This is a genomic window from Streptomyces sp. NBC_01235, assembly GCF_035989285.1.
Lineage (GTDB): Bacteria > Actinomycetota > Actinomycetes > Streptomycetales > Streptomycetaceae > Streptomyces.
Genome location: NZ_CP108513.1, coordinates 6,820,206 through 6,835,087 on the forward strand (window position 1 = coordinate 6,820,206; position 14,882 = coordinate 6,835,087).

General features: G+C 71.6%; 12 protein-coding genes. 7 read left to right on the forward strand and 5 right to left on the reverse strand.

Going from position 1 to position 14,882, the window contains the following annotated elements; all coding sequences use genetic code 11:
• The first annotated feature begins 66 nt into the window (after positions 1-66).
• The gene (gene tsaE, locus OG289_RS30710; RefSeq protein ID WP_327317277.1) at positions 67-606 is read left to right on the forward strand and encodes a tRNA (adenosine(37)-N6)-threonylcarbamoyltransferase complex ATPase subunit type 1 TsaE; all 540 of its coding nucleotides are present in this window, start codon (positions 67-69) and stop codon (positions 604-606) included.
• A gap of 153 nt (positions 607-759) precedes the next feature.
• Positions 760-933, forward strand: a complete 174-nt coding sequence (locus OG289_RS30715) for a hypothetical protein (RefSeq protein ID WP_327317278.1) — start codon at positions 760-762, stop codon at positions 931-933.
• Between the two features lie 13 nt (positions 934-946).
• Here the strand turns inward: OG289_RS30715 and OG289_RS30720 are convergent, their stop codons facing one another.
• Positions 947-1,495 carry a hypothetical protein gene (locus OG289_RS30720; RefSeq protein WP_327317279.1) on the reverse strand — a complete coding sequence of 183 codons (549 nt, stop codon included), beginning with the start codon at positions 1,493-1,495 and terminating at the stop codon, positions 947-949.
• Positions 1,496-1,661: 166 nt separating this feature from the next.
• Between OG289_RS30720 and tsaB the strand changes: the two genes are divergently transcribed.
• From tsaB to OG289_RS30740, 4 genes are read left to right on the forward strand one after another with little or no spacing between them, the layout of a single operon-like run.
• Complete coding sequence (gene tsaB / locus OG289_RS30725; protein WP_327317280.1) at positions 1,662-2,315, forward strand: tRNA (adenosine(37)-N6)-threonylcarbamoyltransferase complex dimerization subunit type 1 TsaB; 654 nt, start codon at positions 1,662-1,664, stop codon at positions 2,313-2,315.
• A gap of 41 nt (positions 2,316-2,356) precedes the next feature.
• Positions 2,357-2,863, forward strand: a complete 507-nt coding sequence (gene rimI, locus OG289_RS30730; protein WP_327320850.1) for a ribosomal protein S18-alanine N-acetyltransferase — start codon at positions 2,357-2,359, stop codon at positions 2,861-2,863.
• Positions 2,856-3,941 carry a tRNA (adenosine(37)-N6)-threonylcarbamoyltransferase complex transferase subunit TsaD gene (gene tsaD, locus OG289_RS30735; RefSeq protein ID WP_327317281.1) on the forward strand — a complete coding sequence of 362 codons (1,086 nt, stop codon included), beginning with the start codon at positions 2,856-2,858 and terminating at the stop codon, positions 3,939-3,941. Before rimI ends, tsaD begins: the two co-directional genes overlap by 8 nt.
• Positions 3,938-4,198 carry a hypothetical protein gene (locus OG289_RS30740; protein ID WP_327317282.1) on the forward strand — a complete coding sequence of 87 codons (261 nt, stop codon included), beginning with the start codon at positions 3,938-3,940 and terminating at the stop codon, positions 4,196-4,198. The genes tsaD and OG289_RS30740 overlap by 4 nt, the downstream gene beginning before the upstream one ends.
• Positions 4,199-4,224: 26 nt before the next feature.
• Here OG289_RS30740 and OG289_RS30745 read toward each other — a convergent pair whose 3' ends face one another.
• Positions 4,225-5,148 (reverse strand): peptidoglycan-binding protein, encoded by a 924-nt coding sequence (locus OG289_RS30745; RefSeq protein ID WP_327317283.1) that lies wholly within the window; start codon positions 5,146-5,148, stop codon positions 4,225-4,227.
• A 356-nt stretch (positions 5,149-5,504) separates the two neighbouring features.
• On the opposite strand from OG289_RS30745, the gene OG289_RS30750 reads away from it, so the two are divergent.
• The gene (locus OG289_RS30750) at positions 5,505-11,753 is read left to right on the forward strand and encodes a DNRLRE domain-containing protein (protein WP_327317284.1); all 6,249 of its coding nucleotides are present in this window, start codon (positions 5,505-5,507) and stop codon (positions 11,751-11,753) included.
• A gap of 399 nt (positions 11,754-12,152) precedes the next feature.
• On the opposite strand, the gene OG289_RS30755 is transcribed toward OG289_RS30750, so the two are convergent.
• From OG289_RS30755 to OG289_RS30765, 3 genes are all read right to left on the reverse strand, one after another.
• On the reverse strand, positions 12,153-12,287 hold the full coding sequence (locus tag OG289_RS30755) for a hypothetical protein (protein ID WP_327317285.1): 135 nt from the start codon (positions 12,285-12,287) through the stop codon (positions 12,153-12,155).
• Positions 12,288-12,390: 103 nt separating this feature from the next.
• Positions 12,391-13,362, reverse strand: coding sequence for a hypothetical protein (locus OG289_RS30760; protein WP_327317286.1), 972 nt, complete (start codon positions 13,360-13,362; stop codon positions 12,391-12,393).
• The gene (locus tag OG289_RS30765; RefSeq protein ID WP_327317287.1) at positions 13,359-14,876 is read right to left on the reverse strand and encodes a M48 family metalloprotease; all 1,518 of its coding nucleotides are present in this window, start codon (positions 14,874-14,876) and stop codon (positions 13,359-13,361) included. The genes OG289_RS30760 and OG289_RS30765 overlap by 4 nt, the downstream gene beginning before the upstream one ends.
• Between the last annotated feature and the right edge of the window lie 6 nt (positions 14,877-14,882).

Genomic DNA, 14,882 nt, shown 5'->3' on the forward strand with positions numbered 1-14,882 from the left:
GCTGCGGTCCGGCCCGAACCGACCCCTTGCGGGGTGTGATCAATGTACTACTGCGAGTGAGTGACGATGGAAGAAAACGCGACATCGCCCCGGTCTGTTCGGCTGGTCGTCAACTCGCCCCAGCAGATGGGGGAGTTGGGTCGCCGTCTGGCCAAGCTGTTGCGCGCCGGCGATCTCGTGATGCTCAGCGGGGAGCTCGGCGCGGGCAAGACGACGCTCGCCCGTGGGCTCGGCGAGGGGCTCGGGGTCCGGGGCGCCGTGACCTCCCCGACCTTCGTGATCGCCCGCGTCCACCCCTCCCTCTCGGCCGGTCCGCCGCTCGTCCACGTCGACGCGTACCGCCTGGGCGGCGGGCTCGACGAGATGGAGGACCTGGATCTGGACGTCTCGCTGACCGACTCGGTGATCGTCGTGGAGTGGGGCGAGGGCAAGGTCGAGGAGCTGACCGACGACCGGCTCCAGGTCCGTATCCACCGGGCCGTCGGCACTGCGTCCTTCCGGGGGACGACCCCCGGACCCCCGGAGGCGGACGAGGTGCGGCACGTCACCGTCACCGGGCTCGGTGAGCGGTGGGCTTCGGCGGACCTGAGCGTGCTCTCGGCCTGAGCGGTCAGCCCTTCGGGGCGCGAGGCTCTCGTGAACGTTCCGACAGGACGTCGGCAAAGTGTTGCGTTCGGCGTCTTGTGCGTGGTCACATGGTACCCAGTTCGTGGTTAGGTCTACCTAACTACGCCCGCCCCCGAACCTCAGGAGGCGTCCATGTCGGCCACCGAGCCCAAGAGCCGTCCGCCGCGGCCGTTCATGCTCTCCGGTGTGTCCATGCGTGACCTGCTGGCCTCGTGCGCGGCTGCCGAGGCCGTCTCGACGCCCCCGCGGCTGCCCGACCCGGCGACGGTCGCGGAACCGCCCATGGAGCACCCCAAGGCCGCGTAGGTGGGGTGACGCCCTACGGGATCACGACGACCGGCTGTCCGATCGTCGCGAAGCGCCACATCACGTCGCCGTCGGCGGCGCTCTCCCGGACGCCGCCCGTGCGCACCGTCGGGTCGGGCTGCGGCAGCGGGCCGTTCACCGCCGCGCTGAAGCCGATCGTCACGTCGTTCACGGTGGTGAAGCGCACGACGTGCTCGATGGGGGTGCCGTCGGTGCCGGTGACGGCGCTCGAGCGGGAGGTGACGGCGTAGCTGCCCGGGGGCGGGTCCACGCTGCCGGGCGTGACCTTGAACGTGCGTTTGACCTTGCCGTTCGCGCCGACCAGCCAGACCCGGTCGTCGTCCAGCGAGTACACGACCCGCTCACCCGTGCCGGAGTCGCCCGGCAGCGCCGGGTGCCCCTTGTCCCGGGGCGCCTTCGACGCCGTCACGGGGGCGCCGCCGCGCTGCGGCCGGGCGAGGTCGGCGGGAGCGCTCGCCGAGGCCTGGAAGGCGAGGAACCCGACCGTCGCCAGAGCCGCCACGGTGAGCCCGGCCACGAAAGTCGAGCTGCTGTTCGCCACCGAGGACCACCTCGTCCGTTCTCTCTGTCTGCATACGGTCTGTCCGCATTCGTGCCGTCCGCATACGGGTCTGTCCTGTACGTCACGTTTCGCGGCGACGTTAGCAGTCGGCACGGCCCGCGTCGGCGCGGCCGTGTCCGGGGCGCGGGAGCCGTAGGCTGTTCGCGTGCTCTTGCTCGCTCTGGATACCGCCACCCCCGCCGTCACCGTCGCGCTGCACGACGGCACGGACGTCCTCGTCTCCTCGAGTCAGGTGGACGCGCGCCGGCACGGCGAGCTGCTGCTGCCGGCCGTCGACCGGCTGCTCGCCGGGGCCGGGCTCAGGCTCGACGCCGTCACCGGCATCGTCGTCGGCGTCGGCCCCGGCCCCTACACCGGGCTGCGGGTCGGTCTGATGACCGCCGACACCTTCGGTCTCGCGCTCGGCGTCCCCGTGTACGGTCTGTGCACGCTCGACGGCCTCGCGTACGCGTCCGACCTCGAAGAACCCTTCGTGGTGGCGACCGACGCCCGCCGCAAGGAGGTCTACTGGGCGCGCTACGCCGACTCCCGGACCCGGGTCTCGGGCCCCGCCGTGGACCGCCCCGCCGACATCGCCGACAAGGTGGCCGGACTGCCGGCCGTCGGCGCGGGCGCGCTGCTGTACCCGGACACCTTCCCGAAGGCGCACGAGCCCGAGAACGTCTCCGCCGCGGCGCTCGCGAGTCTGGCCGCGGAGAAGCTGGCCGCGGGCGAGGAGCTCCCGGCGCCGCGCCCGCTGTACCTGCGCCGGCCGGACGCCCAGGTGCCGAAGAACTACAAGGTGGTCACCCCGAAGTGACCGAAGCCGTCAACCCACCCGGCCGCCCCGTGCTGCGCGAGATGCGCTGGTGGGACATCGAACCCGTGCTCGAGCTGGAGAAGGACCTCTTCCCCGAGGACGCCTGGTCCCGGGGTATGTTCTGGTCCGACCTGGCCCACGCCCGCGGCGCCGAGGCGACCCGGCGGTACCTCGTCGCCGTCGACAAGGGCGCCGAGAGCGACGGAAGCGGCGACCGGATCGTCGGGTACGCGGGCCTGGCCGCGGCCGGGGACCTGGCCGACGTGCAGACCATCGCCGTCGCCCGCGACCACTGGGGCACCGGACTCGGCGGACGCCTGCTGACGGAGCTGCTGCGCGCGGCGACCGCCTTCGAGTGCGCCGAGGTCATGCTGGAGTGCAGGATCGACAACGTCCGCGCCCAGAAGCTCTACGAACGCTTCGGTTTCGAGGCCATCGGCTTCAGGCGTGGCTACTACCAGCCGGGGAACGTGGACGCCCTGGTGATGCGCCTGACCGACCCATCGACATCCGTAGCCGGAACACAAGGAACCGAGACCAATGGCTGACGAACCCCTCGTACTGGGGATCGAGACCTCCTGCGACGAGACCGGCGTCGGCGTCGTGCGCGGCAGCACCCTGCTGGCGGACGCGATCGCCTCCAGCGTCGACGAGCACGCCCGCTTCGGCGGGGTCGTGCCGGAGGTGGCCTCCCGGGCCCACCTGGAGGCGATGGTCCCGACCATCGAACGGGCGCTGAAGGAGGCGGGGGTCGGCGCGAAGGACCTGGACGGCATCGCCGTCACCGCGGGTCCCGGCCTCGCCGGTGCGCTCCTGGTCGGCGTCTCGGCGGCGAAGGCGTACGCCTACGCCCTCGGCAAGCCCCTCTACGGCGTCAACCACCTCGCCTCCCACATCTGCGTGGACCAGCTGGAGCACGGCGCGCTGCCCGAGCCGACGATGGCGCTGCTGGTGTCCGGCGGTCACTCCTCCCTGCTGCTGTCGACCGACATCACCTCCGACGTCCGTCCGATGGGCGCGACCATCGACGACGCGGCGGGCGAGGCGTTCGACAAGATCGCCCGGGTGCTGAACCTGGGCTTCCCGGGCGGCCCCGTCATCGACCGGTACGCGAAGGAGGGCGACCCCTCGGCGATCGCCTTCCCGCGCGGCCTGACCGGCCCGCGTGACCCGGCGTACGACTTCTCCTTCTCCGGGCTGAAGACGGCGGTCGCCCGCTGGATCGAGGCGAAGCGGGCGGCCGGCGAGGACGTTCCGGTGCGGGACGTGGCGGCCTCCTTCCAGGAGGCGGTCGTGGACGTCCTGACCCGCAAGGCCGTGCGGGCCTGCAAGGACGAGGGCGTCGACCACCTGATGATCGGCGGCGGGGTCGCCGCCAACTCCCGCCTGCGCGTCCTCGCCCAGGAGCGCTGCGAGGCGGCGGGCATCCGGCTGCGGGTGCCGCGCCCCAAGCTGTGCACGGACAACGGCGCGATGGTGGCGGCCCTGGGCGCGGAGATGGTGGCCCGGGGGCGTGCCGCGTCCAGCTGGGACCTGTCGGCGGACTCGTCCCTGCCGGTGACCGACCCGCATGTTCCCGGTCACGAGCATGTGCACGAGGTCAGCAAGGACAACCTGTACTCATGACCGTCGCGTTGATGTGGGAGGCCCGGGCGGTTCAGGGGCGGGGAGCCGACCTCCTCGCCTGGGCCCGCGCGCAGGAACTGACCCCCCGTCCCGTGCGTCGGGAGACCTTGCGCGCTCCGCAGGACCGGGTACTCGTCATCACGTGGTGGGACGCGGACTGCGACGACCCCGACTTGCCCGAACTCCCCGAGCCCGAATCGGAGTTGGTGACGCGGGCCGTGCACCGGTGGCGGTTCGAGTCGGTGGAGAGCCGGTAGGGAGACGACAGGCCGGGTGGCCGGTGTCAGGGCTGGTCCGTCTCCGCTTCGAGCGAGGCCCGGGTCGCGGCGCCGTAGACCCCGGACTCGTCCTGGAGGAGGGCTCGGGTGAACTGGTACGAGCGCACCGCGTTCTCGACCTGACGGTCGTACTCACCGCCCGCCTCACCGCCGTAGTAACCGATCTGACGCAGGCGCAGCTGGAGTTCGACGACCTCGGGGCCGGTGTCCCCGAAGCGCAGGACCGGGGGCACGGAGGCCGTCGCGCTGGGGCTGGTGGACGCGGTGCCGGTGGCGCCGGTGGACGGGGCCGAGGGCGGGACGGCGGAGCGGGAGGGAGTCTCCGACACCGTGGCGGACGGGCCGGGGGAGTCGGAGGCGGTCGAGGACGGCTCTGTCCGGGAGGCCTGCGGGGACGACCGCCCGGTCGTTGCGGCGCCCCCTGACGTGACGTCGGGCACCGGCGCCCGGACGCCCTCACCCAAGGAGCCGTCACGTTCGGGGGCGTCGTACAGCAGGACTCCGGCGAGCACGGCCGCGGTGACGGCGGTCGCGAGGGCGCCTGCGAGGAGCAGCAGGTGCGTGCGGCGCCGACTGGGGCGCGCAGTGTCGGAGGCGTCCGGCGGGGCCTCGGACTCGCCGCCTTCTTCACCCTCTTCACCCTCTTCGGCCTCTTCGGAGGGCGGCCGCTCGCCGGGCTCTCGCGAAGTCGGCGGGGTGGGCGCGGCCGTGCTCTCGGGAGCGGTGCCGTCCTGCGGATCCTGGTCGCCGTCGAGCACGACGAACGGGCGGATCCGTACCGGGTCGAAGTCCTCGGCGGCGGCTGCCTCCGTTGTGCGGGCGGTGCGGTGGGCGTCGGACGCGAGCCGGGCACAGGCACACGCGGGGGTGCCGTCCGCGGCACGGGGCGCGCCGCACAACGGGCAGACGCCACCCTGCGGTTCACTCACCTGAAGTCCCTCTCCGAGCGGGCTTCATATCCTATTCATATCTCCCTCACCACATCTCCCACACCCCTCCCCTCGTGGGTCTGCCTGGTGTGTGCGGGTGTGGTGAGGAATGCCCTTGTATACCGTCAAGAATTGGGAAACCCCGGCTTTGCGGAGGCGATGGCAAAGGTGCCTGTGCGCGAGGGGCAAAAGGGGCGGCACGGTCGCGCCGGAGTTCCCGTCATCAGCCTTTCTTTGGCCTCGCTTTGTGCTTTCTGGAGATCTCATTGAGGTGACCCCGAGCGTCCGACACCCCAGTGGCAATGATCAGCCGACTTTGCCCGTGTGGCCCCACACGGGATCGGAGGGGACTGATCATGAGTCACAGACGCAGAACCAGAACCAGAACCGGGAACAGAAACAGAATCAGACGCACCGCCACCGGCGTCCTCCTCGTACTCGCCGCCCAGGTCGCGCTCGTCGACCAGGGCAGCGGCGTGTCGTTCGCGGCCGGCGGGAACGCGACGGCCGCGCACAAGCCCAAGGCGTCCAAGAAGGCTGCCGGACCCGCCCAGGCGCAGGACGAGGCGTCAGCTGTGCTGATGGCCCGCCTGCAGAAGCGGAAGATCGAGGTGCTGTCGGCCCGCACCGCGGACTCGACCACGTACGCCTTGCCCAGCGGTCAGTTGGAGACGGACGCGTACGCCGGGCCCGTCCGCACCAAGATCGGCAGCGCGTGGAAGAACATCGACACCTCGCTGTCCGACACCGGCGTCGACCTCACCCCGGCCGTCGCCGCCGCCGACGTCGCGGTCTCCGACGGCGGTGACACCAAGCTCGCCTCGGTGAGCAAGGGCAAGCAGTCCTTCGGGCTCGGCTGGTCCGGCAAGCTGCCGACCCCGTCCGTGAAGGACAACACCGCCTCCTACAACCTGGGCGGCGGGCAGACCCTGTCGGTCAGCGCGCTCGCGCAGGGCTTCTCGGAGAACATCCGGCTCGCGCGGAAGCCGGCCGGCGGTTCGGCGTCGTACCGCATCCCGCTGAACCTCGACGGGCTGAAGCTGTCTCAGGCGGCCTCCGGGCACCTACTGTTGAAGGACGGCACGGGCAAGCTCGTCGCCGAGGCGCCCGCGCCGATGATGTGGGACGCCTCCAAGGACAAGGCGTCCGGCGAGTCCGCGCACCAGGAGCGGGTCGCGACGAAGATCGAGACCGCCTCCGACGGCGCGCAGACCCTCGTGCTGACCCCGGACACGAACTTCCTGGCCACCGCGACCTATCCGGTGACGGTCGACCCGACCACCACCCTGGCGGTCACCACGGACACCTGGGTGCAGAACCCCGACTACCCCGACTCCCAGATCTCCTCCGAGGAGCTGAAGTCGGGTACGTACGACGGCGGTACGGACACCGCCCACTCGTATCTGAAGTTCGACGTCTCGAAGTTCACCGGCAAGCACATCACCGCGGCCACGATGTCGCTGTACAACTACTACTCGGCGACCTGCTCCACTGCCGGAGCCGCCACCCAGGCCCGCCGGATCACCTCCACCTGGTCGTCCTCGACGATCACCTGGGGCGCCCAGCCGTCGACCACGACGACCGGCATGGCCACCAACACCGGGCACTGGGGCTACGACTCGACCTGCCCGGCCAACTGGTCCAACTGGAACCTGCAGACCGTCGTGCAGGCGTGGGCCGACGGCTCCACCAACTACGGCCTGCAGGTCCGCGCCGCCGACGAGGCCGACTCGACCACCTGGCGGCGGTTCCGCTCGGCGAACTACTCGACCTCCGGGTACGCGCCGAAGCTGGTGGTGACCTACAACTCGTACGCCACCACCGCCTCGTCCGCGATCTCGCCGTCGTCGGTGAACGCCTACAACGGCAAGCGGTACGTGACCTCCCTGACGCCGACACTGTCGGCGAAGGTGACGGACGCGGACGGCGGCAGCGTCAAGGGCCAGTTCGAGATCACCGCCGACCCGGCGTACGCGGACACCACGTACACGTACACCGGCACCTCCTCCTCGGTGGCGTCCGGTTCGACGGCGAAGCTGACCATCCCGTCGGCCTCCGCCTTCCCCGCCGGCAAGCACCTGCGCTTCCGCGTGCGCGGCTACGACAACACCGACTACGGCTCGTGGTCCGGCTACACGACGTTCGTGCTGAACACCGGGCTGCCGACCGCGCCCACCATCAGCTGCGACCCGTACCCGGAGAACACCTGGACGGCGCAGGCCACCGGCGGCGCCACCTGCACCCTGGACACGTCCTCGACGGACGGCATGGGCTACGCCTGGGGCCTGGACGACTCCTCCGTGCCCAACCGGGTCTACGACACCACCGACGGCTCGGGTGGCGACCCGCTGACGATCACGATTCTGCCGGGCGAGGACTGGCACAAGCTGTACGCCAAGACCGTCGACTCCGGCGGGAACCTCTCCTCGGCGACGACCTCGTACGCCTTCGGTGTCGGTGACGGTGCCGGTCTGCTCACTCCGGCCGAGGGCGACACCGCCGCCCGCCGGATCAGCCTCACCTCCACCGGCAGGACCACCTACACCGGCGTCACCTACCAGTACCGGCGCGGCGAGACCGACACCTGGCAGAGCGTGCCGCTGGCGGACGTCACCAAGTCGTCGGACGGTTCGGCGGTCTCCGCCTGGCCGGTCGCCGTCACGAGCGGCAGCCCCGCCGCGCTCACCTGGAACGTGACCACCTCCCTGGCGGAGGACGGTCCGGTCGACGTCCGTGCGGCCTTCACCGACGGTACGACCACCGCGTACTCCCAGCCGCACACCCTCACCGTGGACCGCAACGCGGGCACCGCACCGAGTGCCGCGGTCGGCCCCGGCTCGGTGAACGCGCTGACCGGTGACTTCACCGTCGCCGCCACGGACGCCTCCGGCTTCGACCTGTCGGTGTCGCGCACCGCGTCCTCCCGCCGCCCCACCATGGGCGCGAGCTCCGAGGGCCAGTCGGCGATCTTCGGCCCGCAGTGGACCTCCGGCACGACCGCCGAGATCACGGACTCCGACTGGGCGTACGTGCGCCGGCCGTCGTCCACGTCGGTCCAGCTGGTGGACGTGGACGGCGACGAGACCGGGTTCACCGCGACCTCCGCGGGCGGCTGGAAGCCGGAGCCCGGCTCCGAGGACCTGACGCTGACCTTCGACTCCGCGTCGAGCACGTTCACGCTGAAGGACGACCAGGGCACCACGACCACCTTCGCGAAGGTGGACCCGGCGGCCGCCACCTGGCAGGTGTCCAGCACCTACCTGCCGACCGACAACTCCACCACCAAGGTCGTCTCGGAGAAGGACCCGGCAAGCCCCGCCAACCAGCCGCTGGCACGCCCCAAGTACGTCATCGCGCCCACCTCGGCCGTGTCGTCCGCCACCTGCGGGACGACCCCGTCCACGAAGGGCTGCCGTCTGCTGGAGTTCGTCTACGCGACCTCCACGACGGCCACGAGCTCTGCGTTCGGTGACTACACCGGGCAGGTCAGGCAGATCAAGGAGTGGGCGACCGACCCGGGTGCCTCGGCGGCCACGGCGACCGTCGTCGCGCAGTACTCCTACGACGACTCCGGCCGCCTGCGCGAGGAGTGGGACCCGCGGATCAGCCCCGCGCTGAAGACGGCCTACGCCTACGACAGCGCCGGCCGCATCACCACCCTCACCCCGCCCGGCGAACTGTCCTGGACCCTCGCCTACGGCCAGGCCGGCAACGCGGCCACCGCGGGCGCGGGCATGCTGCTGTCGGCGTCCCGGCCGAACCTGACCGCGGGCACCCAGAGCACCACCGACGGCACGAACGCCACCACCAGCGTGGTCTACGACGTGCCGCTGTCCGGCACCGCCGCCCCGGGCGCCATGGGCACCTCGGACGTGGCGGCCTGGGGACAGACCGACGTGCCGACCGACGCGACCGCCGTCTTCCCGGCCGACTCGGTCCCGGCGTCCCACACCGGCGGCAACCTGTCGGCGGCCGACTACAAGCGGGCGACGATCACCTACACCGACGCCTCCGGCCGCGCGGTCGACACGGCCACGCCCGGCGGGCACATCGCCACCACCGAGTACGACCGCTTCGGCAACACGGTCCGTCAACTCACCGCCGGAAACCGTGAGTTGGCGCTCGCCACCAGCGGTGCCGGCCAGGCCGAGCAGGTGGCGCTGAGCATCGACCAGCTGACCCCGGCCGACCGCGCCCAGCAGCTGTCGACGACGTCGGTGTACTCCTCGGACGGCCTGCGCGAGACCGACGAGTACGGTCCGCTGCACCAGGTGACGCTCACGTCCGCCCTGGCGGCGGGCAGCGGCGGCACCGACCTGCCCGCGGGCAGCCAGGTCCCGGCCCGGCAGCACTCCGTGAACACCTACGACGAGGGCCGCCCGACCGACGGCACGGCCACCGTCGCCAACCAGGTCACCACCTCCAAGGTGGGCGCGTATGTCGACGGTTACCCGTCGGACGCGGACGTGCGCACCACGGCGACCCAGTACGACTGGGTCAAGGGGCTGCCCACGACGACGATCACCGACCCGAGCGGTCTCGCCCTGAAGAGGATCAACGGGTACGACGCGCAGGGCCGGGTCATCCTGACCCGCCTGCCTAAGTCGACCGGCACGGACGCGGGCGCCACGGTCACGACGTACTGGTCCGCGACCGGCACGGGCGCCTGCAACGGCCGTCCGGAGTGGGCGGACCTGGTCTGCTCCACCGGTCCGGCGGGGGCGATCACGAACGGCGGATCCAACCCGTCCCAGCTGCCGACCAGGACGGTCGAGTACGACCGCTGGGGCAACACGGCGAAGACCACGGAGACCGCGAACTCGGTCACCCGGACCACCACGAACACCTACGACGCGGCGGGCCGCCCGATCACCACGGCCGTGAGCGGAGGCGTGGGCACGGCGGTGCCGGACACCACGACCACGTACGACGCCGACAGCGGTGACGTGGCCACGGTGACGTCGAACGGGCAGACCGTCACCCACACCTACGACCAGCTCGGACGGGAGATCTCCTACGCCGATGGCGCGGGCAACACCGCCGCCACGAGCTACGACGCGCTCGGCCGCGTGGTGAGGACCACCGACTCGGCGCCCTCCACCACCACCTACACCTACGACACCACGAAGGACCCGCGCGGCCTGGAAACCTCCCGCACCGACTCCGTCGCCGGCACCTTCGCCGCGACCTACGACGCGGACGGCGGCCTCGTCACCGAGTCCCTGCCCGGCGGGTACACCCTGACGAGCACCCAGGACGAGGCAGGCACGGAGACCTCCCGTAGCTACACCCGGGACAGCGACGGAACCGTCGTCGCCTCCGACACGGCGGACCACTCGGCGCAGGATCAGACGGTCGCGGACACCGACACCAACGGACAGACCCGCAGCCGTAGTTACGGCTACGACGCGGCCGGCCGCCTCACCAGGGCGGACGACACCGACCCGAACGGCGCCTGCACCCGCCGCGACTACACGTTCGACGACAACACCAACCGCAGCTCGCTCGCCACGGTGACCGGTGACGTGGGCGCGGCCTGCACGTCGACGGGAGAGACGACGACCTCGTACTCCTACGACAGTGCCGACCGTCTGGAGACGACCGGCACGGTCTACGACGCCTTCGGCCGCACCACGACCCAGGCGTCCGGCGCGACGATCGGCTACTACGCCAACGACCTCGTCCGGCAGCAGACCTCCGGCACCGGCCGGCAGACCTGGAGCCTGGACGCGGCCGGCCGCCTCGCCTCCTGGACCACCGAGTCCGACAGCAGCGGCACCTGGACCCAGACCGGGTCCAGGACCAACCACTACGGATCCGACAGCGACAGCCCCGACTGGACCCAGGAGACGACTTCCACGATCACCCGTAACGTCCAGGGCGTCGAGGGCGGCCTGGACGCGGTCACCAGCGCCACCGGCGACACGGTGCTGCAGCTGAGCGACATCCACGGCGACGTCACCGTCCAGCTCCCGCTGGACACGAGCAAGGCGCCGGTCGCCCAGTCCTACGACGAGTACGGCAACCCGGAGACCGACACCGCGGCCACCCGCTACGGCTGGCTCGGCGGCAAGCAGCGCTCCAGCGACACCGTCACCGGCGCCACGCTCATGGGGGTACGGCTGTACGACCCCACCACGGGACGTTTCCTCTCCGTCGATCCCGTCCCGGGAGGTAACGCCAACGCCTACGAGTACTGCAACGGCGACCCCATCAACCACTACGACCTCGACGGCAGGTGGTGGCACTGGCGGCACTGGGCCCGAAGGGTCGGCGGTTTCGTGGCGAGGCACCAGACGTGGGTCTCGTACGGCCTGGCTTTCGGCTGCTCATTCGTCACGGAAGGATGGGGAGCACCAGCGTGCGCGGCAGGAGCAGGCGCAGTCACCGGCTGGATCGCCTACCGATACGGCACCAAGAGGCACAAGCGCCACATAGGTGGCTACTGGGCGAGCACTTGGCGAGGAGCCCGGGACGGACTGCTCGGCTACAGCGCCGGAAACGGCAAGAGGTACTACACCGGAGTGCGCAGGGGGTACAGCAGTGTCCGCAGATGGTGGCGGGGTGGGCACGGCGGGTACACGCACATATGGCCCCACTACTGACGGACGGGAACGAGATGGTCTCAGACCCGCGCGTGCACACACGCGCATGGGCGTCTAAGCATCCGATCTACACTGGATTGATCTTCGGGACGCTGTTCTATCTCGTGGAAATCCTGGCGACCGGAGATGCCCTCGGGGCCCTGCCGTTCGCCATGGCGATTGGAGCGATTTTCACCCTCACCGCTTTCGGTGAGCGGCGACGTCAACGGAAAGCGAAGCTGATCCGTAAGTAGCGGTCGCCGTTGAGCAGAAAGAAGACACCGCCGTCGGGCCATGGCCCGACGGCGGTGTTCTGCCGCTCTTTTCCGGCCGAGGCGTCCCTCGCGGCCCGAGCGGCCCGGATGAACACCCGCGACGGAAATGAGACACGGACGCAGTGGCTGACTTCAGTGGATTCGCCTACGGGATTCTGGCGGGAGTATGGATCGCGTCGGCGGTCGTCGAGGTGGCCGAGCGAAAGAAACGACCGACGGCATGGCCGCTCAGGGTGCTCATGGCCGCGTCCGCCGCCTTGGCGTTGGTCGCGTATGTCACGAGCGGTCGGTAGCGGCGGAAGAAGTGCCGAACGTGCACGCCGAGGGCCGCTTCCCCACCTCGCCCTCGACCCCGGCGCCTGGGCCGCCTTCCTCGCCGCGCTCTACGGCTGAGGGGACGACAGCGCCCACACCGACGTCAGCAGCGTTCCCGCGCACAGGGCGAAGGCCACCGCCGCGACCACGCTTGCGTCGGTCAGGACGAAGCCCGCGAGGACGCCGAGGGCGGTGCCGGACGCGGCGGTCACCGCGCCGCGCCACCACGGGCGGGCGGGGCGTACGACGGTGTCGGCGGGGAGGACGAACGCGTCCCGCAGGTCGGCCCGGACGGCGTCGTGGTCGTCGAAGGACATGAACATCGGCCGGTACCTGCGCAGCTTCCCGAGCGGGACCAGCCGGGTGCCGTCGGGAAGCGTGACAGCGGCCGGGCTCAGACTTCCGTTGCCCGCGCGGTGCACGCTCACCTCGACCTCGCCGGACGTCTCGTCGAGCACCGGATGCCACATGACGCGCTGCCAGTAGCGGGCGTCCTCGGGGGCCGTCAGCGACATCCAGGTCGTCATCGGGTCCCGCCATGCCGCCCGGCGTCGGCCGTAGCGGACGCGACCCGTCATCGGGAGGCCGGGCCGCCGCACCCGGAGGCGGAAGCGCAGGCCTCGCCAGACCCACACTGAGGTCAGGAGCAGGGCGGCCACTCCGCCCAGGACGACCGGGGCGATCAGGTCGTCCTCCGTTGCCGTCTCGTCCCCGTCGGCCGGGAAGCCCTTGGGGGCCGGGTCGTCGGGGTCGTAGGCCACCGGGAAGCGGGCGCCCTTGGTGTAGCGGTCCGTGTCGTAGACCGGGAAACGCTGGACGTGTGCATGCCCCTCGGCATCCGTCCAGCGCACTCGGATGTCCTCGTCGTCGCCGATGCCGTCCGCGACGACGACACCCGTGGCCGTTGCCGTGGCCCGGTCGCGGGCGTCGGCGTAGCGCTGGGCGTGCAGGCCCAGCCAGGCGGCGAACAGGGCGTAGCCGGTGAGGGTGACGGCCACGCCCAGGAGGCCCATGCGCAGGGCGGGTCCGGGGAGTCTCATACGGCCCACTCCTTCGGTTCGGCGGACGCCCACAGGGTGCGTACCGGTTCGGGGTCGCCGCCGCGCACGGCCTGGTCCAGCAGTTCGTGCAGGTCGACGACCCGGCCGTCGTCCGGCGCGGTGACGACCGTCGTGAGCCAGCGGCTGGTGTACGTCCAGCCCGCCGTGCACAGCACCTCCGCGAAGGGCGGGCTCACGGCACCGGCCAGGACGCTGCGGGTGAGCGCCGGGCGGACGGTCGCCGGCGCCCACCGCAACGAGGGTTCGATACGGCGGGCCAGCCGGGTCCAGGTGCCGTCGGCGAGGGCGTCCACGGCCGGCGCCACCGCCTCCGTCGAGCTGTCGCCGCCGACGGCGTCCAGGAGGACGAGGCGGGTGTCGAAGCCCAGTTCGCGCAGGCGGCTGTCCGGCAGGTCGAGGAGGCGTACCGGACTCACCTCGTCGTCGCGCGGCCCCTCGCCCGGATCCCAGTCCAGCCGGGTCAGCTCCAGCACGCACCACGCCTCGACGTCCGGCCCGGTCCGCAGGGTGAGCGGAGCCGTGCCGTACGGGCTCTCGACGTGCGCGGGCAGCGCGGCCACGCGGTGGTCGAGGGGCGGGTGGTCGGCCGTGGCGTACGGGTCGACGGCGTCCTCCTCGGCGGCGGCGCGGGCGGCCCGGCGGGCGACGTACGGGTCGCTCAGGGCGGCGTCGAGGGCGTCGTAGAAGTCCTCGGGCCAGGTGTCCTCCTCGGCCAGCGCCGACAGCCAGCCCTCGCCGAGCCCCTCGAACGCGGCATGCAGCAGGCCGGCCAGGCGCAGCGCCTCGGCGGTGGCCTCGGTGCCCGCGATCCGGGCGGCGTCGGCGTCGGCGGCCGTCTCCGCGCGCCAGAGCAGGGGCTGTGAGGCGCGCAGCAGGGGCGCGGCCAGGGGCGCGAGGGGACGGAAGCGGCCGTCGAGCCGCTCGGCGAGCACGGCGCGGGAGTACCGCAGCAGGTCGTGGCGCCGGTCGCCCACGTGCCGCTCGTGGGCCAGCTCGTGCGCGATCACGGACGCCAGCTGGGCCTCGGTCAGGTTGCGCAGGAGCGGCAGGCCGAGGAGGAGGACGCGGGTGCGTACGCCCGCGACCTTCGCGGGTCCCAGCGACGCCTGGACGACGGGCACGATCCGCACGAGGAGCGGCTCGCGGAAGCCGAGCCGCTCGGCCACGTCCCGCACCAACTCGGCCAGCTCGGGTTCGTCGGCGGGGCGCACCGCCCGGCCGGGCAGCGGGCCGTGTGCCGCCATGACGGCCCTGGAGATGCCGGTGGCCATCAGGAACAGCGGCACGGCCGCGGCCCACCCGGTATCCGACAGGAAGAACACGACGACCAGGCCCGTTCCGGCGACCGTCCTCGGCAGCCAGGCCAGCATGAGCATGGCGAGGCCGAGCAGCCACTCACGGGCTCTGCGGTCTTCGCCGGTGCCGGTGCCGGTGCCGGTGCCAATGCCGGCGTCTGTGTCTGCCTCTGCCTCTGTGGATATGGGGGCGTCCATGGTCTT

Coding starts and splice junctions, on each gene's coding strand:
- OG289_RS30765 (WP_327317287.1), bottom strand. CDS start 14,876: ATGGACGCCCCCATATCCACAGAGGCAGAGGCAGACACAGACGCCGGC.
- tsaE (WP_327317277.1), top strand. CDS start 67: ATGGAAGAAAACGCGACATCGCCCCGGTCTGTTCGGCTGGTCGTCAAC.
- tsaD (WP_327317281.1), top strand. CDS start 2,856: ATGGCTGACGAACCCCTCGTACTGGGGATCGAGACCTCCTGCGACGAG.
- rimI (WP_327320850.1), top strand. CDS start 2,357: ATGCGCTGGTGGGACATCGAACCCGTGCTCGAGCTGGAGAAGGACCTC.
- OG289_RS30760 (WP_327317286.1), bottom strand. CDS start 13,362: ATGAGACTCCCCGGACCCGCCCTGCGCATGGGCCTCCTGGGCGTGGCC.
- OG289_RS30750 (WP_327317284.1), top strand. CDS start 5,505: ATGAGTCACAGACGCAGAACCAGAACCAGAACCGGGAACAGAAACAGA.
- OG289_RS30715 (WP_327317278.1), top strand. CDS start 760: ATGTCGGCCACCGAGCCCAAGAGCCGTCCGCCGCGGCCGTTCATGCTC.
- OG289_RS30740 (WP_327317282.1), top strand. CDS start 3,938: ATGACCGTCGCGTTGATGTGGGAGGCCCGGGCGGTTCAGGGGCGGGGA.